We start from the raw sequence: 23,495 nt of genomic DNA on the forward strand, positions 1-23,495 counted from the left end.
AATAGATGAAAAGCCATAGAAAAGGTCTATGGCTTTTTTGTATTTTTGTATAGGAAGAAATGGACAATATGGAAGTCGAGTGTAAAATAGTATCATTCGGCTAGTCGCCGGAGTATTTGTTTTCTGTAATAGAGTAATGGTAGATTTCAATATCATCAGAAATAAAACCGCGGCGCTGGGCTCCCTTAAGCGTTTGATACATATTCTCGCGACCGACGCCGTTGTCGGTATGCATGTAAATTTTATTTGCGTGGTATCCTTTTTCACAGAAGATTTTAACCAGGTCATAGCCGGTTGGAAGAAGCTGGCCCTCCTTGTCCTCACCTAAATCATGGTCCAGCGATAGAATATTGATGGGGTGAGTTTCCAGATAATGAATAGCTTCGTCTGCCGTGCGGGCAACAACAAATCCTTTTGGACAGTCTCTTAAATCATCTACGTACAAGTTTAGGCTTTCGCTCATAGAAAGCACCTCATTTCTTGTTTTACATATAATAGCATATAAGGCCCTGATAGACTAAGAGTGGAACAGAATACGTCAATCAGAAGGGCATCTCTTTACCTAAACGGATAAAGAGATGTCTTTTTTATAAGAAAGAGTTATATGCTTTGTCTTAGTTCAGAAACCGCTCCCGCACAAATTGAATCCACGCCTGTGCGGCCTGTGTCTGGTAGCTTTCTTTGCGCCAGATTAAAGCAAGGCGCCAATAAAGAAGCGGGTCATCAATATTCAGAATGGCGATGTCTTCAGTTTTCGCTTTATGAACGACGGTTTCTGGAAGAAACGCTATTCCCAGTCCTGCCATGGCACATTCGTACAGAAAGTCCCATTGGGTGCTCTCGTGCAGCACGTCTGGTTCATATCCGGATTGAATACAGGCTTCTCTCACGCGGTCATACAGCGAAAAGCCCTGCTGAAACATTAAGAATCTCTCCTGTTTTATATCGTTCATCGTTAGTTTTTCCCGTGATGCCAGCGGATGATGTTTGGACGCTACTGCAAGAATCCGCCGGTTGATAATAGGCACCGCTTCAAACTGTAGCTGGTTTACCGGCAGAATCGCAATCCCGACATCGATCTTTCTTTCCAGCAAGGACTGTTCCATAATTTTAGAACCTTCTTCGATAATATTCATTTCCGCTTCCGGATAGTTCGTATGAAAATCCGCGATAATATTCGGGAAAAAGCTGGAGCCGATGACAGGGGGGAGGCCAAAGGTAAAACTTCCTTTTTTGTGAAGCTTGATATCCTCTACTTCTTCTCTTAAATCCTCGGCCCCGCGCAGGATTTTCTGGGCGTGCCGGCGGATAACCGCTCCTTCTTTCGTTACAAAAAGATGGCGTGTCGAACGATCCAGCAGCTGAAGGCCAATATCTTCTTCGAGCAAATGAATCGCTTTACTAAGAGCAGGCTGGGAGATATGAAGCTTTTTGCTGGCGCGGGAAAAGCTTTTTTCCCGGCATAATTCTTCGAAAAAGCGAAGCTGCTTAATATCCAACGTAACACCGCCTATTTCTTATAGTTATAAATATATAGTATTTATCTATTTTACTTATGAAAGCGCTATTAGTAAAGTGGAGGTAATTAAAGCAGCACAAGATAGGAGATGGGAAAGATGAGTAAAGTACGGACATCATTTTACGACAGCTTGTCACAGGTGAAAGAAGGGGACACGATTATTGTCGGCGGTTTTGGACTGTGCGGGATTCCCGAGAAAGCGATACATGCCCTGGCTGACCAGGGAACAAAGCACCTGACTGTCGTCAGCAATAACTGCGGCGTGAATGATTGGGGACTCGGCCTGCTGCTTCAGAATAAACAAATAGATAAAATGGTTGCCTCCTATGTGGGAGAAAATAAAATTTTCGAAGAGCAGTACTTAAGCGGAGAACTTGATGTGGAACTGGTGCCGCAGGGAACGTTAGCGGAAAGAATCCGGGCCGGCGGAGCAGGGATTCCTGGCTTTTATACAACTACAGGAGTAGGTACAAAAATAGCTGAAGGCAAGGATCATAAATGGATAGGCGGAAAAGAATGCATTTTGGAGGAAGCTATCAAAGGAGATATTTCTCTGGTGAAAGCCTGGAAAGGGGATACCCACGGGAACCTGCTGTATAGAAAGACAGCTAGAAACTTTAACCCGCTTGCTGCCGCAGCCGGAAAAATAACTATTGCGGAAGTGGAAGAAATTGTAGAAGCATCTGAACTGGATCCGGATTTTATCCATACGCCGGGATTGTATATCCAGGAGCTGCTGCATGGAGAAAATTATGTGAAGCGTATTGAACGCAGAACCATTCAACTACAGGGATAACTAAGGGAGGAACTTATAATGAGCAGTGCGAGAGAGAAGATTATTAAAAGAGCCGTGCAGGAAATAGAGGACGGTATGATTGTAAACCTTGGTATTGGGATGCCGACAATGATTGCTAATTATATTCCTAAAGAAAAAGATATCTTTCTTCATTCGGAAAACGGTCTGCTTGGTATCGGCCCCTATCCGGAGGAAAGTGAAGTAGACGCCGACTTAATCAACGCAGGCAAAGAAACGGTAACCGTAAAAGAAGGAGGCTCGTTTTTTGATAACGCAGAGTCTTTTGCCATGATCCGGGGAGGACATGTGGATTTAGCCATACTGGGAGGAATGGAAGTTTCTGAGCAGGGTGACCTGGCGAACTGGATGATTCCCGGAAAAATGGTGAAAGGCATGGGAGGCGCCATGGATATTGTGCAGGGCGCTCAAAAAGTAGTCATTATTATGAGCCATACGAATAAGGATGGAGAGTCCAAAGTCCGTTCAAACTGTGAACTGCCTCTTACAGGAAAAGGAGTGGTCAGCCGGTTGATTACAGACATGGCGGTATTTGATTTTGATAAAGAAAAAGGTATGATCCTGATTGAAATATTAGATGGTGTTGATCTAGAAACTGTCAAACAATATACGGAAGCATCTTTTACCATAGATGACGCACTGCTGAAAGCGGAAGGAGCCGGAAGATGAGCGGGAGCGCAGTCATACACGGGGCGGTAAGAACGCCTATTGGAAGCTTTATGGGAGCACTAAAAGACGTGTCCGCGGTGGATATGGGGGCTCTCGTTATAAAAGAAGCGATTCAGCGTGCCGGTCTGGCAGAAAAAGATATTGATGAAGTGATTATGGGAAATGTACTGCAGGCGGGAGCCGGTCAGAATCCTGCCCGAATAGCCGCGTTGAAAGCAGGTCTTCCGGAAACGGTGCCGGCAACTACTATCAATAAGCTCTGCGGTTCCGGACTGAAAGCCGTGCACATGGCGGTTCAGGCTATTGCAGCAGGAGACGCGGATATTATTGTAGCCGGCGGCATGGAAAATATGAGCCAGGCTCCTTATCTTCAGATGAATGCACGGGGCGGCTTTGCTATGGGCGATCAAAGACTGATGGACAGTATGCTGCATGATGGATTAACCTGCGCCATCGTCGGACATCATATGGGAGTAACGGCAGAAAATATTAACAAAAAGTATCAATTTACCCGGGAGCAGCAGGATCGTTTTGCCTGCAGCAGTCAGGAAAAAGCAGGACAGGCTAACGAACAGGGTATCTTCAAAGAAGAAATAATAAAAGTAGAAGTACCGAAACGCAAAGGCCCTCCTGTTCTAGTAGAAGAAGACGAATACATTCGAAACGGAACTACAATGGAAACTCTGGGCAGACTGAAGCCTGCTTTTGAAAAAGAAGGAAGTGTGACCGCGGGTAATACCTCGGGCATCAATGACGGTGCCGGTGCCGTTGTGGTGATGAGCGAACAAAAGGCAGCAGAACTGGGGCTTACTCCTATGGTACGTGTCGTCAGCAATGCAAGTGCCGCTGTAGATCCCGCTATCATGGGAACGGGACCTATTCCTGCAGTGAAAAAAGCATTGGAAAAAGGGAAGCTTACAATAGAAGATATGGATATTATTGAGGCCAATGAAGCTTTTGCTGCCCAGGCACTGGCCGTGCAGAAAGATTTATCTATAGATGAAAAGAAATTAAATGTCAATGGGGGAGCCATCGCATTGGGACACCCTATTGGAGCAAGCGGTGCAAGAATATTAGTCACTCTTCTTTATCAAATGAAGCGTGACGAGCTTGATAAAGGTCTTGCGGCATTATGCATCGGCGGCGGCCAGGGAGTGGCTACGATAGTAGAGAAATTTTAAAAAACAGTGCTTTCGGTGAACAGGTGAATTTCTTCATCGAAGGCGCTGTCCTTAAATGTAAATAGATGCGGGTTATATACAACTAAAGTATTACTTTGTGTAATAAAAGTATAACTTTTATCTATTTTACTTATGTAAGCGCTTTTAATAAGATAGGATAAATATATAAAAGGAAATGAGGTGGGAAATATTTTAGCAATAGCTGGTTTTTTAATTATCGGAATATTGTTATTTTTAGTGCTGACAAAGAAAGCCTCCATACATTTTTCCCTGGTGGTCGTTCCAATTCTCATCGCTTTATTCGCCGGATTTAGTGTAGCGGAGCTTAGTGGTTTTATGGAAACCGGGTTAAGCAATATCGCGCAGACCGGTATTATGATTACCTTTGCTATTTTATTTTTTGGCATCATGTTTGATGCCGGATTATTTGATCCCATTATAAAAGGGGTTATTAAAATAGCCGGCGGGGATCCGGTGAAAATCACGATGGGAACAGCAGTGATAGCTATGGTAGCCCACTTAGATGGATCCGGATCCAGTACTTTTTTAATCACCGTATCTTCGATGCTGCCAGTTTATAAAGCATTGGGAATGAGCCCGCTGACGCTCGCCGTAACGGCAGCACTAAGTGCCGGAACAATGAACATGGTGCCATGGGGAGGTTCAACGCTTCGAGCAGCTTCCGTTTTAAACGTTAACGTAATGGAATTGTTTGCTCCTATGCTGCCTGTATTGGCCGTGGGGCTTGCCTGGGTTATGTTGTGCAGCTATTGGCTCGGCAGACAGGAAAGAAAGAAAATAGGAGTTATTAAAGACCTGCCTGAAGAATTGAAAAGCAGGGAAGTGGAACAAGGGGAAGAAGATTTAAAAAGACCAAAATTGTTTTTCGTCAATGTCGCATTTACTGTACTGGTTTTAATATGTCTGATTACAGAGTTTTTCCCACTGGCTATCACGTTTATTATCGCGGTGCCGATTGCTCTATTGATAAATTATAGAGATTTAAGCATCCAGCAGAAACTGATAGAAAATCATGCAAAAGGCGCTATTTACACAGCTTCCATTATTTTTTCAGCTGGGATTTTCACAGGTATACTCCAGGAGACAGGAATGATTGAAGCAATGGCGGGCTCCATGGTCGGTTTTGTGCCAAACGCATGGGGCGGATCGCTGCCTGTTATTCTCGCTTTTATTGCCATGCCGCTGAGTCTGCTGTTTGACCCGGATTCGTTTTATTTCGGCGTGCTGCCTGTACTAGCTGGAGTTGCCGAGAACTTCGGTATTGAGCCTATTACTATGGGCAGAGCGGCAATTATCGGACAAATGACTACAGGCTTTCCAATCAGCCCACTAACAGGATCGACCTGGCTTTTAGTGGGATTAGCCGGGGTGCATATAGGAGACCTTCAGAAAAAAGCTATCCCTCTGGCTTTTGGAACAAGCGTAGTGATGGCAATCATGGCCATTATGATAGGCGTAATTTAGACATACAATAAAACGAGGTGGGACTATTGAAGACAATACGAATAGGGTGTGGGGCAGGCTATGCCGGCGATCGGATTGATCCTGCAAAAGAACTGGTGGAAAAAGGAAACCTGGACTATCTTATTTTAGAAGGTTTGGCAGAGCGCACAACAGCCATTGCCCAAATTCAAAAAAGGGAAAACGCAGATAAAGGATATGGCGCTTTTCTGGAAGAAAGAATGGAAGAGCTGCTGCCTATATGCAAAGAAAAAGGAACCAAACTTATTACGAATCTGGGAGCTGCCAATCCGAAAGCTGCGCTGAAACATGTGGAGCGGATAAAGAAAGAATTAAATCTTGATACATTGAAAGTGGCAGCAGTCACCGGGTCTGATGTACTTAAACAAATTCTGCCTACAGATAATACGATTTGGGAAACGGATGAAGCACTGGCAGAGACAGAACTGGAAGTCATTTCAGCCGATGCGTATTTAGGAGTAGAACAGATTCTGCCAGCCCTAAAAGAAGATGCGGATATTATCATCACTGGAAGAGTAGCGGACCCTTCGCTTTTTCTGGCGGCTATGGTACATGAATTTGGATGGGAGCTGGATGATTGGCATAAGCTGGGGAAAGGGACCGTATTTTCCCACCTGCTGGAATGTGCTGCGCAGGTGACAGGAGGTTATTTTGCAGATACGCATTACAAACAGATTGATGAGCTGTGGAATATTGGCCTGCCTATTGCAGAAGTAGATGCAGATGGAGAAGGTTTTATTACAAAAACCCCGGCATCCGGAGGGAATGTGACGATTCAAACTTGTAAAGAACAGCTTCTTTATGAGGTAATGAATCCAGCTGAGTACTTAACCCCTGACGTGACGGCTGATTTTTCAAATGTATATTTTATAGAAGAGGAGCCTGATGTAATACGTGTGAAAAATGGTTCGGGACGAGAAAGAACGAACACGTTGAAAGTAACGCTGGGAGTAGACAAAGGCTACTTTGGAGAAGGCATGATCAGCTATGCCGGCCACCATGCGCTGGAGAGAAGCAGACTTGCTGAAAAAGTTATAAAAGAAAGGTTAAAAAAGCGATCTTTGCATTACACGGATATCAAGTATGAAATACTCGGCCTTAATGCTCTTCACGGTGACACAAGTTCCACTGAAAAAACAGTTCCTTATGAGGTTTTGCTGAGAGTTGCCGGACTGTCAGAGAATAAGTATCAGGCAGAACAGATTGGTAATGAAGTTGAATCCTTATGGCTGAATGGTCCGGGCGGACCCGGTGGAGTGAGGAAGAATACCACCAGAGTCATTTCAGCCTATTCCACATTAATTGCAAGAGACAGCATTACAAGTCATGTGCTTACAAAGGGGAGGGAGTAGGATGGACCGTATTCAATTAAAAGATATCGCCCACGCCCGATCCGGGGATAAAGGTCAAAAAACAAATATCAGCCTGATTTTATATGAAGAAGATCTGTATGAAAAAATAAAAGAAAAAGTTACGGCATATAAAATAAAAAGCCATTTTTCTCATATTACGAAGGGAAGCGTGGAGAGATATGAGCTTCCGCAGCTCGGAGCCTTTAACTTTGTCATTAATCAGACAAGACCACTGGGCGTAGCTGCTTCGCTGGACTTTGATGCACATGGCAAGTCTCTGTCCTGGCATCTGCTGGAGATGGAGATAGAATTAGAAATCTGACAGAAAAAGAGAGTTCGTCTATGTAGACGAGCTCTCTTCTTTTAAATTCTTCCGTTCCAGAAATAGTACAATCGCAATCGTAAGCACGACGCAGATAACAATTTTAATTAAGCTGAAAATCGGTGAGAACACAACGGCTGCGCCAATGGCCAGGGCAATTGCACCATACAGCGGATTCTTGTAGGCAAACTGGCCGAGAACTCCGCCGAATATGGCAGGCAGCACGAAAGCAAATGCGCTTTCTACCGGTGCCGGCAGCATGGTAATGATGTAGGAACCTCCGAGAATGATACTGATAATGACGGCAATGTTGACGAGAGAGGCAATCGCAATCCCAAGAGCGCCGGCAATTTCGGCTTTCTTCGTGCCGGGCTCGGCCCCAATGGCGTTTTGAGCCGCAGCCGAGCAGGGGAGGCACATGTTCGCAATATTACCGGTCAGAAAGGCCATATAGGTTCCGGCAATACCGAGCGTTGGGTAGTAGGTAATCGGCTCGAGCACCCACATAATACCGATGAAGGCGGCGTAGCCGATAACACCGGCTAAAATAACACCCCAACCTGGATGATAGCCTAACCCAAAGGATAAGTAGAGCGGCGGCAGCAGGCAGGCGACGATTAACAGCCAGAGCGTTGTGCGTCCCCAAAAGTGGGCTTTTTCGTGAAAAAGATCCATGCCGGCCGCTTTTACCGGTGCCGGCACTGAGCGGGCATTCACATGTTCCTGGTTCATTCCCATCGATCATATACCCCTTTCGTTTTTAAAGAATACTCGTCATGTAACCACCGGTCATGCCGATAACAAGAGCAATTCCAAGCGCCCATTCTTTCAGCCAGTTTACATCAAGCCGCTGCGAGGCAAACATGAGAAGCATCATCACGGCCGCTGAAATAATTCCACTTACAATGTAGCTTATGCCGCCGGTCATAGCGTCGCTTGCCAGATAACCGAAAGCACCGAGCATCGCGGCGGTGGAGACAAGCCCCATTGCTTTTGCGTTTTTATTCACGACTTTCTTTTGAAAAGAGCCGAGGGATTTGGTGAACAGGGCGGTAAAGATCAACCAGCCGGTTCCGCCGATACACATGGTCCATACGACGGTCGTAAAGGCCTGCTCGTTAAAACCGGCTCCTCCGAGTTCAACGCCAAATACGTCTGCACCGATACCGGCCGCCGCTGATTCTGTGGCAGCTGATCCGATAATCCCGATCCGCATCAGTGTAATCGGAGAGCCAAGAAGGGCCAGAAGCGACACAACAACGATTGCAATACCGAAGGAGGGACCGAGCGAGCTGATGAATCCGGTTTTGATGGAGCTTTTTACTTCGTCCGAGCTCATGCCAATTTCGGGTGCCGTTTTGATCGACAGCCTTAAAAACACGATGCCCTGAAAAATGACGATGCTTACTACAATAAAAGCCATAATCCACAGCGGAGCGCTGTTGGCGAGCGCCATTACATCACTATTCATAGGGTTCTCCTCCTTTATTTGTCAGCAGTGCAAGTATTATTCCGCGCGGGCAGTTTCCGGCTGCGCCGGTTCTTCCACCCCGGACAGGTACTGATAGACCGTACCGATAAACAGCCTGCCAATGTCGACCATCGAGCGCTCATCAATATCAAACCTCGGATGGTGATGAGGATAAACAGGTTCGCCGGCAGGAGCGCCGCCTACCCAGAAGAAGGTGCCGGGACGCTCAAGCAGGTAGTAGGCAAAGTCTTCCATCCCCATCTGTTCCTGAATGTATTCAATCTGTTCCACACCAGGGGTATTCTGCGCGACCTTCTCTACGCGCTTCGTTTCTTCCGGGTGGTTCCATACAGCGGGATAGCCTCTCGTGTACGTGAAGTCCACGTGTGCTCCAAGGCCTTCGCCGGTAGTGGTGACGATAGACTCCATTGATTTCTCAATCGCATCGCGGACGTCATTATCAAAGGTGCGGACCGTGCCCTGAATTCTTGCACTATCGGGGATAACGTTATAGCTGTCGCCTCCGTTAAAAGCGGTAACCGAAACGACCGCCGGCTTAACGGGATCGACCTGCCGGCTGACAATCTGCTGAAGGTTGATCATCATCTGGCTTCCCACCATTAACGGGTCAACGGTTAAGTGGGGGGTTGCCGCATGACCGCCGCGGCCGGAAATTTCGATTTCGAACGTGTCTCCGCAGGCCATGGCATTCTTTTCCTTGAGGCCGAGGGTGCCGAGCTGGTGAAGAGAAGAGACGTGAGCTCCGTAGACCACATCAACCCCATCCAAACAGCCATCATCAATCATCGACTTGGCGCCTCCCGGAATGACTTCTTCTGCGAACTGATGCAAAAATACAACAGTGCCTTCCAGCGTGTCTTTATTTTTGGACAGTACGGCGGCAGTTCCGAGAAGGGCCCCGGTATGAATATCGTGGCCGCAGGCGTGCATCACGCCGTCAATCCGTGATTTGTACGGAACATCGTTTTCCTCCTGAATCGGCAGGGCATCAAAATCAGCCCGAAGCGCTACGGTTTTTCCGGGTTTATCGCCGCGCAGAATGCCGACCACACCGCGGCCGCCGACGCCGGTTTTTACTTCGAGTCCCAGCTCGCTTAAATAGGCCGCTACTTTTTTAGGCGTTTCTGTTTCGTGGTGCGAAAGCTCGGGAAACATGTGCAGATCCCGGCGGAATGCACTCATTTCCGGCAGCAGGTCTTCGAGTTGATCAAATAATGGATCCAGCATCATAACAGCTCCTCTTTTTTATTCATTTGTTACAGCAGGAAAGACCGGACGTTTTTCTCCGTAGGCCGCTGCTTTTTCAAAAGCCTGGCCGATCCGGAGCACCTCGTAATCCGCATGGTGAGGACCTACTATCTGCAGTCCGGTAGGCAGATGATCTGCCGTAAATCCTCCCGGAATCGACAGGGCGGGATTGCCGGCCGCGGAAATGTAATAGCATGACTTCATCCAGTCCAGATAGGAATGCATTGGCAGGCCGTTAATGGAAGACGGATATTCAATATCAGCGGAAAAGGGAACCACCTGGCTGACCGGCAGCAAAAGCGCGTCGTAGGTTTCAAAAAACAGCCGGAGCCTGTGATACAGGTTATGGTGGAGCTGTTCCGCCCGTCCTATATCCGGTCCGCTGAGACGCTGTCCTTTTTGAAAATTAGTCATGAAGCTGTCTTTTAACAGTTCTCCGTGCTTGTTGGCAATGTCTTTATAAGTGAGCTCAAACTCCCAGGCCCTTAGAATCTGAAAGGCTTCTTCTGCCTCCTGAAAAGAAGGGCAGGCTTCTTCCAGTTCGCAGCCCAGGTCTTTTTCAAAAATAGAAAGCTGCTCTTTAAACACTCGCTGAATTTCCGGTTCGATTGGCAGCTGCCCGCCAAAATCCGCCGACCAGGCAATCTTCATGCCGGAGATGTCATTGTGAAGCGGTTTTGTGAACACACTGCCCGGTTCCTCAATCGAAATAGGTGCACGCGGATCAGGGCCTGCCAGCGTGGAGAGCATAAAGAACGCATCTTCTGTGCTGCGTGTAATCGGTCCCTGAACAGCAAGCGGGGAAAAAGGGGCAGCCTTTGGATACATTGGGAGCCGGCCGGGAGAGGGACGAAGCCCGACAACGTTATTGAAAGCAGCCGGGAAGCGGAGCGAGCCTCCCATGTCACTTCCGTCAGCAAACGGAATCAGTCCGGAAGCCACCGCAGCGGCAGCGCCGCCGCTGCTTCCGCCTGCGGTTTTCGTAAGATCATAAGGATTTCGCGTCGTGCTGAATACCTGGTTAAAGGTATGGGAGCCGGCCGCAAACTCAGGCACGTTGGTTTTACCGATCACGATGGCACCGGCCTGTTTTAAACGCTCCGTGATCAGGTCGTCGCTAGTGGAAATATGATCTTTAAAAGCGAGCGACCCGAAAGTAGTCGGAAAACCTTCGGCATGGTGGGTATCTTTTACCGCGATCGGAAGTCCGTGAAAAGGGCCTGTCACAGCGCCAGAAGCGAGCGCTCGGTCGGCTTCATCCGCACCCTTAAGGGCCCGCTCTTCATCGAGTGATACAATCGCATTAATATGAGGATTAATCGAGCGGATGCGTGCAAGCGACGCTTCCATTAACTCCCGGGACGAAAGCTCCTGCTGTTGAATCATGAGGGCCAGCTGTGAAGCAGAACGATAAAGCAGCGTATCCTCCATGCGGTTCCTCCTCCATTTAGTCGGTATGGTATGTAGTAGTTTATGTTAAGGGAAGCAAAATAAGAAAACAACGATCGTTGCAAATTTTCTGACAACAAATCTGACGCATGCGGATGTTTTTAAAAAGGGAGATATAAAAAGATTATCTCAACATTTTTCACAGAATAATAAAAAAATAGTTGCACATTTGTGCCTAGTATTATATGATCTTTGTAAGCGAATACATTACGGATTGTAACTGTTAAATCAGGCAAAACCGACTCCTTTTTATTAAGGGTGGTTTTGTCTTTTTTGTTTATCGGGGGTGGAAGAAGTGAAGATCAGCAAGATACTTAATAATAATGTAGTGGTCTCTGTAAAAGACAAGCAGGAAGTGATTGTCATGGGACGGGGAATTGCTTTTAACAAAAAAGTAAAGGAAGACATTGATGAAGCTAAAGTAGAAAAAATCTTCACTTCGGAAGACAAGGATATTACAAAAAAGTTTAAAGACCTGATTGCTGAACTCCCTTTGGACTACATGGAGCTCTCCGAGGAAATTATTCAGTATGCCAAAGCCGAGCTTGGAAAAAAGCTCAATGAGAGTATCTATATTTCGCTGACGGACCATATTCATTTTGCGATAGAGCGCCATTCGAAAGGACTTTCGATTAATAATGGTCTTCTCTGGGAAACGAAAAACCTCTATAAAGAGGAATTCAAAATAGGGATGGAAGCGTTGAATATGATTTTTGACCGTTTCAACGTGATCCTGCCGGAAGATGAAGCCGGATTTATTGCTCTTCACCTCGTGAACGCGCAGCTGAACGAGGATATGATGAATACGCTTGATATAACGAAGATCATTCAGGACATATTAACTATCGTAAAGTACAGCTTTAAAATGGAATTTGATGAGAGTTCCTTGAATTACCACCGTTTTATTACGCACCTGAAGTTTTTTGCCCATCGGCTGGTCCGGGGGGAACACCACAAAGATAAAGAAAATGATCTTCTTCATCTTATTATTGAGAAATACCCGGAAGCCTATCAATGCTCCTTAAAAGTCAAAAAGTTTATGGAAAAGCAGTATCAGTACGAGTTTACGGAAGAAGAAATTCTTTACTTAACGATTCACATCGAACGAGTCGTGCACAATTGAATAGGTTTACCCTTTAGGGTTGTAACTCATGTTGGAGGCAAAACCTAAACTACGGAAAACACAGGCGTGATATCTCCTGTCTTTCCCGTAGTTTAGGTTTTTTTCTTTGAAAAAATGAATTTCAAATTATCGGGAGGTGCAGGAAATGAGTCATAAAGAATTAGCGGGGAAAATATTGGATCTGGTAGGGGGTAAAAATAACGTAAACAGTGTGTTTCATTGTATTACGAGACTTCGTTTTAAGCTGAAAGATGAATCAAAAGCAAATACGGAGGAATTGAAAAATCTGGACGGCGTAGTAACCGTAATGAAAAGCGGCGGACAGTATCAGGTAGTCATCGGCAATCACGTACCGGACGTCTATAAAGAAGTAACGGCGCTCGGTAATTTTACGGAAAAACAAGACTCTACTAATGAAGAAAAAGAAGACAAAGGAAATTTTTTTTCACGGTTTATTGATTTAATTGCCGGCATATTTACACCGATCCTCGGTGTGCTCGTAGCGGCAGGTATGATTAAAGGATTCACTGCACTATTTGTCGCGCTCGGCTGGCTCAACAATACCGGCGGTACTTACCAGATACTAAACGCGACGGGTGACGCGCTGTTCTACTTCCTGCCTGTGCTGCTCGGCTATACGGCCATGAAGAAGTTCGGCGGAAGCCCACTGCTCGGCGTAGTCATTGGTTCTGCTCTGCTTTATCCGGACCTGACAGCTCTTCAGGCGGGAGATCCGCTGTATACCTTATTTGCAGGAACGTTGTTTGAATCCCCGGTGTTTATTGAATTTTTAGGGATTCCTGTTATTTTAATGACGTATTCTTCCAGCGTTATCCCGATTATTCTGGCATCATTTTTCGCTGCAAAAGTGGAGATTAAATTAAACACAATTATTCCAAGCGTAGTAAAAGCATTTCTCGTTCCAACGTTTACGCTTCTCGCAGCTATTCCGTTAACGTTCATTGTTATTGGACCCGTTGCAACATGGGCTGCTGGTTTGATCGGAGCGGGCAGCGTCTGGGTGTATGGACTGAGTCCTGTACTGGCAGGTATTTTGATCGGTACGTTCTGGCAGGTATTTGTTATTTTCGGCCTTCATTGGGGACTGGTTCCGGTTGCGATTAACAATATAGCAACACTGGGCGCAGATCCGATATTAGTGGCCATGTTTACTGCATCCTTTGCACAGGCAGCAGCTGTACTGGGCATCTGGTTAAGAACAAAAAATCAAAAACTGAAAACTCTTTCCCCTCCGGCCTTTATCTCGGCGATATTTGGAGTAACCGAGCCGGCTATTTACGGAATCACTCTGCCAAAGAAAAAGCCATTTATTTTCAGCTGCATCGCAGCCGGCGTCGGCGGTGGTATTACAGGATTCTTCGGCACACAGGCTTATCTTATCGGCGGCCTTGGGGTGTTCGGCTTCCCAAGCTATATTAATCCGGAAGAAGGCATGAATGCTGCTTTCTGGGCGATCATCGGCGCGGTGATTGTAGCCTTTATTTTAGCTTTTGTTCTCACTTATTTCTTCGGCGGTGTTAACAAAGTGGAAACGCCATTGGAGAAAAACGATAAAGCGGTTAACTCAGTAAATCCAGTTAACAAAGTAGTAACTGTAGACAGCCCTTTAACAGGAAAGGTCGTTTCATTAAGTGAGGTATCCGATAAGGTGTTTGCGTCAGAAGCGATGGGGAAAGGAATTGCTGTGCTGCCGGCAGACGGATATGTGAAGGCGCCTGCGTCCGGTATTGTTACCACCTTGTTTAAAACAAAACACGCTATCGGTGTTACTACGGATGACGGCGTTGATATTTTAATTCATGTAGGCATGGACACGGTGCAGCTGGAAGGGGCAAACTTTACGGCGCACGTCGCCCAGGGAGATAAAGTAAATGCCGGAGATCTGCTGGTGGAATTTGACATCGAGGCAATTGAAAAGGCCGGCTATGACATCATCACTCCTGTGATCGTTACCAATCACAGCAGCTTTGCAGCATTGGAAGTAACCACAGCTGGATCTGTGCAGGCAGGGGAGCTTCTGCTGAATATTCAGGCATCAAATGAAGAATCTGTAGTAACGGACGATCATGCATTAAGAGATGTAAGTGTATAATAAACAAAAAAAATTAAATGTGACTATTACTAGGAGGCAGTATGATGGGTAAACAATTTCCGGATAACTTTTTATGGGGCGGCGCGACCGCTGCCAATCAATTGGAAGGTGCATCGCTCGAAGGAGGTAAAGGCCTGAATCTCGCAGACGTGCTGCCAGGAGGGAAGGCCCGCCTGAAGCTGTTAAACAAGCCGGGATTTGATTTTGAAATGGATACAGAAAAATATACGTATCCGAATCATGAAGCGGTGGACTTTTACCACCGCTATAAAGAAGACATTGCTTTATTTGCTGAAATGGGATTTAAAGTGTTCCGTCTGAGTATTGCGTGGAGCCGGATTTTCCCGAAGGGGGATGAACAGGAACCAAACGAAGAAGGTCTGGCTTTTTATGATCGTGTCTTTGATGAGCTTCATAAGCACGGAATTGAACCACTGGTGACCATTGCCCACTACGAAACGCCGCTGCATTTGATTAAAGAATACGGCGGCTGGAAAAACCGAAAGCTGATCGCTTTCTTTGAGCGATATGTAACTGTTCTGTTTAACCGCTATAAAGATAAAGTGAAATACTGGCTGACGTTTAATGAAATCAATGGCGCCACCCACTTTCCGTTGTTCGGTCTGGGATTCTCAGCAACAAGCGAGGAAACGCGCCTGCAGGAAAGCTTTCAGGGGCTGCATCATCAATTTGTCGCCAGTGCCATCACAGTAAAGCTGGCGCATGAAATTATCCCTGAATCCCAGATCGGCTGCATGCTGATTTATGCACCGACCTATTCCTACGATTCAAATCCTGAAAATGTTATGTATGCGCTGGAAGAGGGCAGACGTTTTAATTTCTTCTGCGGTGATGTGCATGTGCGCGGAGAATATCCGGCTTTTATTAACCGGTATTTCAAAGAAAATGATATTCAGATTGAGATGGAAGAAGGCGATCTGGAAACGATAAAGGAAGGAACCGTCGACTTTATTTCCTTCAGTTACTATATGTCGCGGACAGAGAAAAAAGAAAAATCAGCAGAGGAAATCGGTGAAGGAAACCTGATCGGCGGCGTAAAAAATCCATTCCTGAAAGCAAGTGACTGGGGATGGGAAATTGATCCAATCGGTCTGCGGGTGGCATTGAATGAGCTGTATGACCGTTATCAAATGCCGCTCATGATCGTGGAAAATGGACTGGGCGCCTATGATAAGGTGGAGAAAGACGGAAGCATTAACGATGACTACCGGATTGATTACCTGCGCGGCCACATCCAGGCGATGGCAGAAGCGATTGAAGACGGTGTGGATCTGATCGGCTATACGTCATGGGGATGCATTGATCTGGTTAGTGCATCTTCCGGACAATATTCAAAAAGATATGGTTTTATCTACGTCGACAAGCACGACGACGGCAGCGGAACGATGGAACGAAGCAGAAAGAAATCATTTTTCTGGTACAAAGATGTCATTAACAGCAACGGGAAAAATTTATAAAAACGAAGGGACAAGCCGTGTCAGGCTTGTCCCTTCGTTTTTATACAAATGGCTCTCTAGTTATTTACAGCGTTAGATACAATACAGCCCTTCTGTACATCAATCAGTCCCTGGTCCGTTAGCTTCAGCGCCGGGCTGACCGGCAGGGAGAGAGTGCTGAGAGACATAAAAGGATTGTAGTGGCGGTACCCCAACTGTTTCAATGCGTCACGGACCTTCTGCACCTTTGGGGCAAACGACTGTAATGGTTCTTCGGTCAGGATGCCCCCAACAGGGAGATAGATCATGGCAAGCACTTCGCCATTTTCAACCACACAGATTCCGCCTTGATGAGCAATGACCTCGTTGGCGGCCAGCGCCATATCGGAGGCGCTGTGTCCGGCAACGAGCAGATTATGGTTATCGTGGGAATAAGACGTAGCCACGGCTCCGCGGGCAAGAACATCGCCGCCTATGAGAACGTGGGAATGGTTTCCGTTTCTGCCGTAGCGTTCAAACGTGGAAAGCAGGCCAAAGGAGCTGTTTTCCCACAGCAGCTCCTGCCCGGAGACAGTAATGTCGTGCTGCTCTTCTGTTGTAAATGTAGAGCCGTCCTTTACCATAATGACCCGCTGCAGCGATGAAACATCAGTTGTCGACACAGGAATACGAAAATCATCTCCTGATAAATCGGAAAGGCGGATGCTTTTATAGAAAGAATCAGGAAAAGCTTTACGGTCTGAATCCACTGCCTGATATGGGACTGAAGGCTTTCCATTTTTATAAACACGGTCCACGGTAAAGGTCTCCAGGTCGTTCAGGAGTACAAAGTCAGCCGTGCTTCCTGCCTTAATGGCACCGCGGTCGCTGAATCCCATGCGGCGAGCGGGTGTGAAGGTGCATGCATATACGGCATCCTCCGGGCTCATCCCCATCTGTACCGCTTTGCGGAGAATCATATCCAGATGGCCGGTCCGGTGCAGGTCGTCCGGCATAATATCATCGGTCACAAAGCAGAAGTGCTCGTTAACGTCTTTCTGTATTAAATAGTCCATCACCGGTGCCGACATTGATTTTTCCTGAATCTCTACAAACATACCCGCTTTAATACGCTCTTCCAGCCCTTCCGCTGTCTGGTGGGTATGGTCGGAGTTCACGCCGGCATACAGCATCCGCTGCAGATCCAGATCCATCAGCCGGGGGACGTGCCCTTCGATAATCATCGCAGGGTGATGGCGGCGCAGGTAATCGAGCAGCTCCAGCGTCCGTCCGTTTTTCTGCTGGACGATATCGTTGTAATTCATAATTTCTCCCATGCAGGCCACAGACTCCGACTGAATTAAGGTTTCCACGTCCTCGATCGTGATAGAGCCTCCTGTCGTTTCCCAGTCGGTTGCCGGAACGGAGCTTGGGATGGCATAAAACATATCCACTGCGCAGTCCCGGCTGACGTTGATCATCTGCTGCACCCCTTCCAGGCCGAACACATTGGCCATTTCATGCGGCTCGGGAACAATGGTAGTTATTCCGCGCTCCAATAAAGCTTCGGAAAAAACAGCAGGGGAGACCATTGAGCTTTCAATATGCAGATGAATATCGATCAGGCCTGGGATCATCCATTTGCCTTCTGCATGAACCACTGAGTCTGCCTGGAATTCGGCTGGGCCCCGATCGCCGATGTAGAAAAAACGGCCATCGAGCAGCGCCGCGTTCTTCACCTCAAAGCGCTTGATATAGCTGTTGAAAACGCGGGCCCCGAGAATAAGCGTATCAACCTGCATAAGACGGAACCTCCGATTCTTCCACGAGCACCCATTTATGGGGCGGCATATCCAGTATCACTGAATCTCCGCTCTGAAAGGGAACGGTCATTTCCTGGTTGGCTGTGAAGCTTCCATGCGCGGTTTCTACCTCATACTGATAGCTCCGGCCAAGAAAAATAGCAGTCTTGATCTTCCCGCTCAGCTGATTTTCTATAACATGAGGACCGGCTGGTTTAATGCGGATATCGTCCGGCCGGATGACCCCGGTCATGCTGCCCATGTCTTTTTCATGGGAGACGGCAAAAGTATTGTCCCCTTTGTAAAAAATCGGAGTCTGTCCATTTTCACTGCGCCGGTCAAAGCGGAGAAAATTTTTAAAACCGATAAACGAAGCCACAAAAGAAGTACGTGGGCGGTGATAAATTGCCGCAGGGTGATCAAGCTGTTCAATCACGCCTTTGTTCATAATCGCGACCCGGTCGGAAATGGAAAAGCATTCTTCCTGATCATGGGATACATAAATGGCAGCAATTCCCGATTCCTGCTGGATGCGGCGGATTTCCGAGCGCATACTGACCCGCAGGTTTGCATCGAGGTTGCTGAGCGGTTCGTCAAACAAAAGCAGATCCGGATTGATGACGAGCGCCCGTGCAATCGCTACGCGCTGCTTCTGGCCGCCGGAAAGTTCTTTGGGAAAGCGGTTTTCAAAGTGCTGCAGGCCGACAAGCTCAAGCATTTCCATCACCTTTGTGTGAGTGTCTTTTTTGGACACTTTCCGCTGGCGCAGGCCGAATGCAATATTATCGAAGATAGACATATGGGGAAAGAGGGCATAGTTCTGAAATACAAAGCCAAAGTTGCGCTTGTTTACCGGAACGGTAGTGTAATCTTTCCCGCCAACCTGGATACTTCCCTGATGGGACTGCAGAAATCCAGCTACAAGACGGAGTGTGGTCGTTTTACCGCAGCCGCTCGGGCCGAGAAGGGAAACGAGTTCTCCTTCCGGAATATCAAGGTTGAAGTTCTCCAGTATATTTGTTTTTTGATAGGCCACGGCTACGTTTTGCAGGGAAACATGTGACATAGTAAGGAAGCCTCCATTATTTTTTAGTGAAATAGGATATACCGACAAGACGCTCAATGACAAACATCAGCACAGCCGTTAATGCCATTAAGAGAACAGACAGCGCTGCAATCGTCGGATCGAAATAGTTCTCCACATAGGTAAGCATTTGAATAGGGAGTGTGCTTACGCCGGGTCCTGTCATAAAGACAGAAATATCTACATTATTAAAGGACTCGAGAAAAGCAATCAGTACCCCTGCGATAATGCCGGATTTAATATTCGGCAGAACGATGCGGAAGAATGCGCCGACGCGGCTCGCACCAAGACTGACCGCTGCTTCTTCAATCGAGAAGTCGAAGTTGTCGAGGTTGGAGGAGATGACCCGTACGATAAAAGGAAGCATGATGATCGTATGGCCGATAAAAAGCGCCGTATAAACAGGAATCTGAAAGGTTACGATAATGTAGCGCAGAAGCGCAAAGCCGAGTACGATACCTGGAATCAGTACCGGAGAAATAAAGAGTGTCTGCAGAAATGCTTTTCCTTTAAATTGAAACCGGCTCATAGCATAGGCTGCCGGCAGTCCGACAAGGAGTGCCAGCATATTGCCGGCAAAAGAAACAAGAATTGATGTCTGAAAAGCCGTTATAAACATGCTGCCCTGAAAAATATTGGCATACCATTTAAGCGCCCAGTTTTCAGGAGGAAACTGAAGCACACCGGCCTCACCGAACGAAGAGACAAGCATAATCACGAGCGGACCGAGTAGAAAGGTAAATACGAGTAATGTAACAAAGCCGAGCCATCGATTAGCCACGAATATTCCCTCCCCGTACAGCGACTTTGCCGGCCAGCCAGTTCATGATGCCAATCACGACAAAGGAAAGCACAATCATAATGGTGGCCACAACCGAAGCCAGCTGCCAGTCATTTAATGTCACTGCATTCTGATATAAAAAGGTCGAAATGACGCTCTCCCGGCCTCCGAGCAGAGCCGGTGTTGTATAAGCCGTGAAGCTTCCTACGAATACGAGAATACTTCCGGTCATCAGGCCGGGCACACTCAGCGGAAGCAGGATGTGCCAAAAGGTAGTAGAGGCCGAAGCGCCAAGGCTTTTAGCTGCCTCCACGACGTCATCACCGATATTTTCCATCACGCCGACGAGCGTAATAATACTTAATGGCAGAAACAGGTGAACCAGTCCGATAAGAATAGCTGTCGGGGTATAAAGAATCGATATCGACGTGTCGCTTCCAAACAGAGCCATTGTATTATCGATAATGCCGCCTTTCCCGAGAATAACCATCCAGCTGAAAGACCGGACGACCGGGCTTGTCAGCAGTGGAAATATCGACAGCAGGAGCAGCATCATTTTCATGCGCGGGCGGCATTTGGATATGTAGTAGGCCGCAGGAAACGCCAGAATAATGCAGATCAGTGTAGTCAGCAGGCTCGTCCGAAGCGTCACCCATAGAATATTTAAAAAGTAAGGATCCTGCAGGTACTGCATGTAGCCGGCAAGCGTAAAGGATCCGGCATCAAAAAAGGTGGAAAGAATCGTTCCGGCAATCGGTATGATCATAAATAACGTAAGGACAAGAAGACCGGGAAGAAGAAAAAGGTATTTACCATACTGCTTCATGATGGATTCTCCTTCCGCTCAGGCAGACGGGCGACAGCTCTTTCAAACAGGCTGAAAAACAGCGGCAGATCGACGCCCAGGGCGATATAAGCGTTAGGACTTTTCCGCAGGCGGTTTTTTTCATCCACAACGAGGCTTCCGTCTGAGATGCTGCTGCGGCATTCAATATCCGTATAATAAGGAACGGTCTGCAGTAGTTCCGGAGTAATAGCCGCCGCAACCGCGAGCGGATCATGCAGCGCACAGGCCCGTACACCGTTTACGGTAAAATAACGTTCCCGATACTGTGTTGTTATCCGCTCGATCCAATTTCCCCAGAAGGGGCGGCTCTGTTTGAGCGACTGCAGCCTGTCTTCGTTAAGCAGGGCCTGCTTAGTTACATCGAGCCCGACCTGGGTTAACCGGGAAATACCGCTGTGCAGGACTACTTTCACAGCCTCCGGGTCCACATACGTGTTGAATTCTGCAGCCGGGGTAATATTTCCCGGACCATGCACCACGCCGCCCATGAATATGACCTCATGGATGAGAGCGGCTGTAGCGGGATCCCGCTGCAGAGCCAGGGCAAGGTTGGTTAAAGGACCGGTAAAAATAAGCGTTAGTTCGTGCGGGTAAGCGTGCAGCATCTCAATCAGGCGCTCGGGTGCATAGCCTGCGTCCGGCTTTTGGGCCAGGTATCGTTCTTCTGACATGCCGCTTATGCCGTCTTTTCCGTGAACCGCATGCTCATAGAGCGGAGCTCTTACGAGCGGACGGGCAGCGCCTTTGTATACCGGAATGTCCGGACGCTCCACGGTCTCAAGCACCTGCAGCGTATTGGCTGCGGCCTGATCGAGTGATACATTTCCGTGTGTGACCGATACTGCTTTAATATCAAATGCAGGGGAGCCACAGGCGAGAAGCAGCCCAAGGGCATCATCAACCCCTGTGTCGACATCCAGCCAGACTTTTTTTGCGGACATCATGGTGCCTCCTTTGTATCAATAAGTGAATTACTGCTGGGTTAGTTCACGGTTCCAGCGGTCGATCCATTCTTCTGAGCGTTCATTGATCATTTCGGTATCCAACAGAATAAGGTTCTCAACCGTATCTGCTCCGTACGTGATGCCTTCTGCTTCCTCGTCGGTCAGATCAAGAGTGGTATTAACCGGAGAATCAACCTTTGCTGCAGCCGCTGTTTCCTGAACTTCCGCGCTCAGCTGCCAGTTAATAAATTCTTCGGCAAGCTCCTGATTCTCGCTTCCTTCGATAACATTCACTGTATTGACGATAGCGTAGGCGCCTTCTTCAGGTGTAACAAATTCGGTGGATGGCACGGCTTCTTTCAAGTCGGCTACGTACATCTCCATAATGGGACCGGCAGCAATTTCTCCCTGTGTAAACATGTTCACGTAGGCGGAGGTCTGGCTGTATTCATTGGCGACGTTCGGGTTCAGCTCTTTCATCTGGGCAAAAGCCGCATCTTCATCAAACGATTCGCTGCCGCTGACGACCGAAGCGGCGTCGAGTACCATTGGACCGGCGGTAGCTGTAATGCTCGGCAGGCCGATGCTGCTCTCGAGTTCAGGATTCCAGAGGTCTGCCCAGGACGTGATATCCACATCTGTTTCTTCCGGATTGTAGGCAATACCCAGCTGGCTCACAGTGTAGGCAGGTCCGTAATTCTCGCCGGTCGGTGCCTGGGCCATTTCATAAATATCTTCTATATTCGGGATGTTGTCCCGGTTGATTTCAGCAAAAAGTTCATCATTGATACCCTGCTGCGCATAATAATCAGACAGATAAATCAAGTCGACGCTGGAATTGCCCTGGCGGATTTTATTCAAGCGTTCTGAGTTGTTTCCTGTTTCGAGTACAATTTCTACATTATGTTCTTCTTCGAACGGGGCATACACTTCTTCACGAAAGAAATCTTCAGCAAATCCCCACGTGGATATTACCAGTTCCGTCGGCTCTTCTCCGCCGGCAGCGTCATCGGATGAACCGCAGGCAGCGAGAGGAAGCATCAGCAGGGACAAAGGAACAAGACATTTCATAGACATTTTCATTAAAAAAACCTCCAGATAGTGTAGTTGAAGCCCACCGGTGATGATGGATAAAAAAAGAAAAATAAAAAAAGGCGGCATTATAGAGGAAATATCTATAAAGCCACCTTTATTTTGTAAACAAAGTAAAGAGAAACTCATTATTTCTGTATGCAGTTGTAAGGGTAATACGTTTGATTCCTAAGATCCGCAGCGTTGGATGCCTATTTTAGAACTTGTCCAAAATCAGCTGTCCTGCCGCAGATTAACGCAGCTTAATGTTGGTGAAGGCTGTCTGGGTGGGGCCGTCATAATCACGAAACAAGGATTCAATCTCCCAGTGAAAGTCCTCCTCCAATCGTTGTTTCATTCGCTGCTTGTACAGCTGCGAAAGGCGGAAATCCACCTGCTGCTTTAATTCAGGAGCAGCTTCTTCCAGCGCATTGGATCGTGGAGCTTTCTTATGTCGGGCCTGCATCGTGATAAGCGATTCTGATTCCAGAAAAGAGACCTTTAACAGCGTTGTTCCAACACCAAACAAATCAATGGAAATGTCATTGTAGAGATGGGCCAGCAGCTTTTTTGTTTCCGTCTGATTTTCTATAATATCCATCATCACCTATAAGTATTCGCTTCCTAGTAATTGATTATAGCGAAATCCCAGAGGAGGTGCAAGAGGTAATGTTCGGTAATAAGAAGATTAAACGCAGTAAATACTGATTTAGAAAGATTTATTAGTCAAAAAAGCAAACAATAT

At 47.2% G+C, this 23,495-nt stretch carries 22 protein-coding genes; 9 read left to right on the forward strand and 13 right to left on the reverse strand.

Annotated elements, in window-relative coordinates; genetic code table 11:
• Nucleotides 1-100: 100 nt before the first annotated feature.
• On the reverse strand, nt 101-463 hold the full coding sequence (locus MMY81_RS13125; RefSeq protein ID WP_252313258.1) for a cyclic-phosphate processing receiver domain-containing protein: 363 nt from the start codon (nt 461-463) through the stop codon (nt 101-103).
• 151 nt (nt 464-614) lie between these two features.
• The gene (locus tag MMY81_RS13130; RefSeq protein WP_252313259.1) at nt 615-1,499 is read right to left on the reverse strand and encodes a LysR family transcriptional regulator; all 885 of its coding nucleotides are present in this window, start codon (nt 1,497-1,499) and stop codon (nt 615-617) included.
• Nucleotides 1,500-1,616: 117 nt separating this feature from the next.
• Here MMY81_RS13130 and MMY81_RS13135 point away from each other — a divergent pair, with 117 nt between their 5' ends.
• The 6 genes from MMY81_RS13135 to MMY81_RS13160 all read left to right on the forward strand — a co-directional run bounded on the left by MMY81_RS13135 (nt 1,617) and on the right by MMY81_RS13160 (nt 7,360).
• Nucleotides 1,617-2,315, forward strand: coding sequence for a CoA transferase subunit A (locus tag MMY81_RS13135; RefSeq protein WP_252313260.1), 699 nt, complete (start codon nt 1,617-1,619; stop codon nt 2,313-2,315).
• Between the two features lie 18 nt (nt 2,316-2,333).
• Nucleotides 2,334-3,002 (forward strand): 3-oxoacid CoA-transferase subunit B, encoded by a 669-nt coding sequence (locus MMY81_RS13140; RefSeq protein ID WP_252313261.1) that lies wholly within the window; start codon nt 2,334-2,336, stop codon nt 3,000-3,002.
• The gene (locus MMY81_RS13145) at nt 2,999-4,183 is read left to right on the forward strand and encodes an acetyl-CoA C-acetyltransferase (protein WP_252313262.1); all 1,185 of its coding nucleotides are present in this window, start codon (nt 2,999-3,001) and stop codon (nt 4,181-4,183) included. The genes MMY81_RS13140 and MMY81_RS13145 overlap by 4 nt, the downstream gene beginning before the upstream one ends.
• A gap of 180 nt (nt 4,184-4,363) precedes the next feature.
• On the forward strand, nt 4,364-5,668 hold the full coding sequence (locus tag MMY81_RS13150; protein WP_252313263.1) for a CitMHS family transporter: 1,305 nt from the start codon (nt 4,364-4,366) through the stop codon (nt 5,666-5,668).
• Between the two features lie 26 nt (nt 5,669-5,694).
• Nucleotides 5,695-7,038 (forward strand): acyclic terpene utilization AtuA family protein, encoded by a 1,344-nt coding sequence (locus MMY81_RS13155; RefSeq protein WP_252313264.1) that lies wholly within the window; start codon nt 5,695-5,697, stop codon nt 7,036-7,038.
• Between the two features lies 1 nt (nt 7,039).
• On the forward strand, nt 7,040-7,360 hold the full coding sequence (locus tag MMY81_RS13160; RefSeq protein WP_252313265.1) for an AtuA-related protein: 321 nt from the start codon (nt 7,040-7,042) through the stop codon (nt 7,358-7,360).
• Between the two features lie 18 nt (nt 7,361-7,378).
• Here the strand turns inward: MMY81_RS13160 and MMY81_RS13165 are convergent, their stop codons facing one another.
• The 4 genes from MMY81_RS13165 to MMY81_RS13180 are packed head-to-tail and all read right to left on the reverse strand — an operon-like array spanning nt 7,379 to nt 11,531.
• Nucleotides 7,379-8,098, reverse strand: coding sequence for a small-conductance mechanosensitive channel (locus MMY81_RS13165; RefSeq protein WP_252313266.1), 720 nt, complete (start codon nt 8,096-8,098; stop codon nt 7,379-7,381).
• Between the two features lie 22 nt (nt 8,099-8,120).
• On the reverse strand, nt 8,121-8,831 hold the full coding sequence (locus MMY81_RS13170) for a DUF5058 family protein (protein ID WP_252313267.1): 711 nt from the start codon (nt 8,829-8,831) through the stop codon (nt 8,121-8,123).
• Nucleotides 8,832-8,867: 36 nt separating this feature from the next.
• Nucleotides 8,868-10,079, reverse strand: coding sequence for a M20 metallopeptidase family protein (locus tag MMY81_RS13175; protein ID WP_252313283.1), 1,212 nt, complete (start codon nt 10,077-10,079; stop codon nt 8,868-8,870).
• An 18-nt stretch (nt 10,080-10,097) separates the two neighbouring features.
• Entirely contained in the window at nt 10,098-11,531 is a 1,434-nt protein-coding gene (locus tag MMY81_RS13180; protein WP_252313268.1) for an amidase, read from the reverse strand.
• Between the two features lie 313 nt (nt 11,532-11,844).
• On the opposite strand from MMY81_RS13180, the gene licT reads away from it, so the two are divergent.
• The 3 genes from licT (at nt 11,845) to MMY81_RS13195 (ending at nt 16,263) form a co-directional block, all read left to right on the forward strand.
• A complete protein-coding gene (gene licT, locus MMY81_RS13185; protein WP_252313269.1) occupies nt 11,845-12,672 on the forward strand; it encodes a BglG family transcription antiterminator LicT in 828 nt (275 codons plus the stop codon).
• 145 nt (nt 12,673-12,817) lie between these two features.
• Nucleotides 12,818-14,785, forward strand: a complete 1,968-nt coding sequence (locus MMY81_RS13190; protein ID WP_252313270.1) for a beta-glucoside-specific PTS transporter subunit IIABC — start codon at nt 12,818-12,820, stop codon at nt 14,783-14,785.
• Nucleotides 14,786-14,829: 44 nt separating this feature from the next.
• Nucleotides 14,830-16,263 (forward strand): glycoside hydrolase family 1 protein, encoded by a 1,434-nt coding sequence (locus MMY81_RS13195; protein WP_252313284.1) that lies wholly within the window; start codon nt 14,830-14,832, stop codon nt 16,261-16,263.
• 56 nt (nt 16,264-16,319) lie between these two features.
• Here the strand turns inward: MMY81_RS13195 and MMY81_RS13200 are convergent, their stop codons facing one another.
• From MMY81_RS13200 to MMY81_RS13230, 7 genes are all read right to left on the reverse strand, one after another.
• A complete protein-coding gene (locus MMY81_RS13200) occupies nt 16,320-18,023 on the reverse strand; it encodes an adenine deaminase C-terminal domain-containing protein (protein WP_252313271.1) in 1,704 nt (567 codons plus the stop codon).
• A complete protein-coding gene (locus MMY81_RS13205; protein WP_252313272.1) occupies nt 18,013-19,089 on the reverse strand; it encodes an ABC transporter ATP-binding protein in 1,077 nt (358 codons plus the stop codon). The genes MMY81_RS13200 and MMY81_RS13205 overlap by 11 nt, the downstream gene beginning before the upstream one ends.
• Before the next feature lie 16 nt (nt 19,090-19,105).
• The gene (locus MMY81_RS13210; RefSeq protein WP_374561831.1) at nt 19,106-19,888 is read right to left on the reverse strand and encodes an ABC transporter permease; all 783 of its coding nucleotides are present in this window, start codon (nt 19,886-19,888) and stop codon (nt 19,106-19,108) included.
• Entirely contained in the window at nt 19,881-20,714 is an 834-nt protein-coding gene (locus MMY81_RS13215; RefSeq protein WP_252313273.1) for an ABC transporter permease, read from the reverse strand. The genes MMY81_RS13210 and MMY81_RS13215 overlap by 8 nt, the downstream gene beginning before the upstream one ends.
• Nucleotides 20,711-21,679 (reverse strand): nucleoside hydrolase, encoded by a 969-nt coding sequence (locus tag MMY81_RS13220; protein ID WP_252313274.1) that lies wholly within the window; start codon nt 21,677-21,679, stop codon nt 20,711-20,713. The genes MMY81_RS13215 and MMY81_RS13220 overlap by 4 nt, the downstream gene beginning before the upstream one ends.
• 27 nt (nt 21,680-21,706) lie before the next feature.
• Complete coding sequence (locus MMY81_RS13225) at nt 21,707-22,762, reverse strand: ABC transporter substrate-binding protein (RefSeq protein ID WP_252313275.1); 1,056 nt, start codon at nt 22,760-22,762, stop codon at nt 21,707-21,709.
• 241 nt (nt 22,763-23,003) lie between these two features.
• Entirely contained in the window at nt 23,004-23,354 is a 351-nt protein-coding gene (locus MMY81_RS13230; protein WP_308215319.1) for a DUF2294 domain-containing protein, read from the reverse strand.
• Nucleotides 23,355-23,495 lie beyond the last annotated feature (141 nt).

The organism is Sinobaca sp. H24, from assembly GCF_023845525.1.

What these genes read in the sequence shown, in the direction of transcription:
- MMY81_RS13125 (WP_252313258.1), bottom strand. Translation starts at nt 463, where the DNA reads ATGAGCGAAAGCCTAAACTTGTACGTAGATGATTTAAGAGACTGTCCA.
- MMY81_RS13135 (WP_252313260.1), top strand. Translation starts at nt 1,617, where the DNA reads ATGAGTAAAGTACGGACATCATTTTACGACAGCTTGTCACAGGTGAAA.
- MMY81_RS13140 (WP_252313261.1), top strand. Translation starts at nt 2,334, where the DNA reads ATGAGCAGTGCGAGAGAGAAGATTATTAAAAGAGCCGTGCAGGAAATA.
- MMY81_RS13145 (WP_252313262.1), top strand. Translation starts at nt 2,999, where the DNA reads ATGAGCGGGAGCGCAGTCATACACGGGGCGGTAAGAACGCCTATTGGA.
- MMY81_RS13160 (WP_252313265.1), top strand. Translation starts at nt 7,040, where the DNA reads ATGGACCGTATTCAATTAAAAGATATCGCCCACGCCCGATCCGGGGAT.
- MMY81_RS13165 (WP_252313266.1), bottom strand. Translation starts at nt 8,098, where the DNA reads ATGGGAATGAACCAGGAACATGTGAATGCCCGCTCAGTGCCGGCACCG.
- MMY81_RS13170 (WP_252313267.1), bottom strand. Translation starts at nt 8,831, where the DNA reads ATGAATAGTGATGTAATGGCGCTCGCCAACAGCGCTCCGCTGTGGATT.
- MMY81_RS13175 (WP_252313283.1), bottom strand. Translation starts at nt 10,079, where the DNA reads ATGCTGGATCCATTATTTGATCAACTCGAAGACCTGCTGCCGGAAATG.
- MMY81_RS13180 (WP_252313268.1), bottom strand. Translation starts at nt 11,531, where the DNA reads ATGGAGGATACGCTGCTTTATCGTTCTGCTTCACAGCTGGCCCTCATG.
- MMY81_RS13190 (WP_252313270.1), top strand. Translation starts at nt 12,818, where the DNA reads ATGAGTCATAAAGAATTAGCGGGGAAAATATTGGATCTGGTAGGGGGT.
- MMY81_RS13195 (WP_252313284.1), top strand. Translation starts at nt 14,830, where the DNA reads ATGGGTAAACAATTTCCGGATAACTTTTTATGGGGCGGCGCGACCGCT.
- MMY81_RS13200 (WP_252313271.1), bottom strand. Translation starts at nt 18,023, where the DNA reads ATGCAGGTTGATACGCTTATTCTCGGGGCCCGCGTTTTCAACAGCTAT.
- MMY81_RS13205 (WP_252313272.1), bottom strand. Translation starts at nt 19,089, where the DNA reads ATGTCACATGTTTCCCTGCAAAACGTAGCCGTGGCCTATCAAAAAACA.
- MMY81_RS13215 (WP_252313273.1), bottom strand. Translation starts at nt 20,714, where the DNA reads ATGAAGCAGTATGGTAAATACCTTTTTCTTCTTCCCGGTCTTCTTGTC.
- MMY81_RS13220 (WP_252313274.1), bottom strand. Translation starts at nt 21,679, where the DNA reads ATGATGTCCGCAAAAAAAGTCTGGCTGGATGTCGACACAGGGGTTGAT.
- MMY81_RS13225 (WP_252313275.1), bottom strand. Translation starts at nt 22,762, where the DNA reads ATGAAAATGTCTATGAAATGTCTTGTTCCTTTGTCCCTGCTGATGCTT.
- MMY81_RS13230 (WP_308215319.1), bottom strand. Translation starts at nt 23,354, where the DNA reads ATGATGGATATTATAGAAAATCAGACGGAAACAAAAAAGCTGCTGGCC.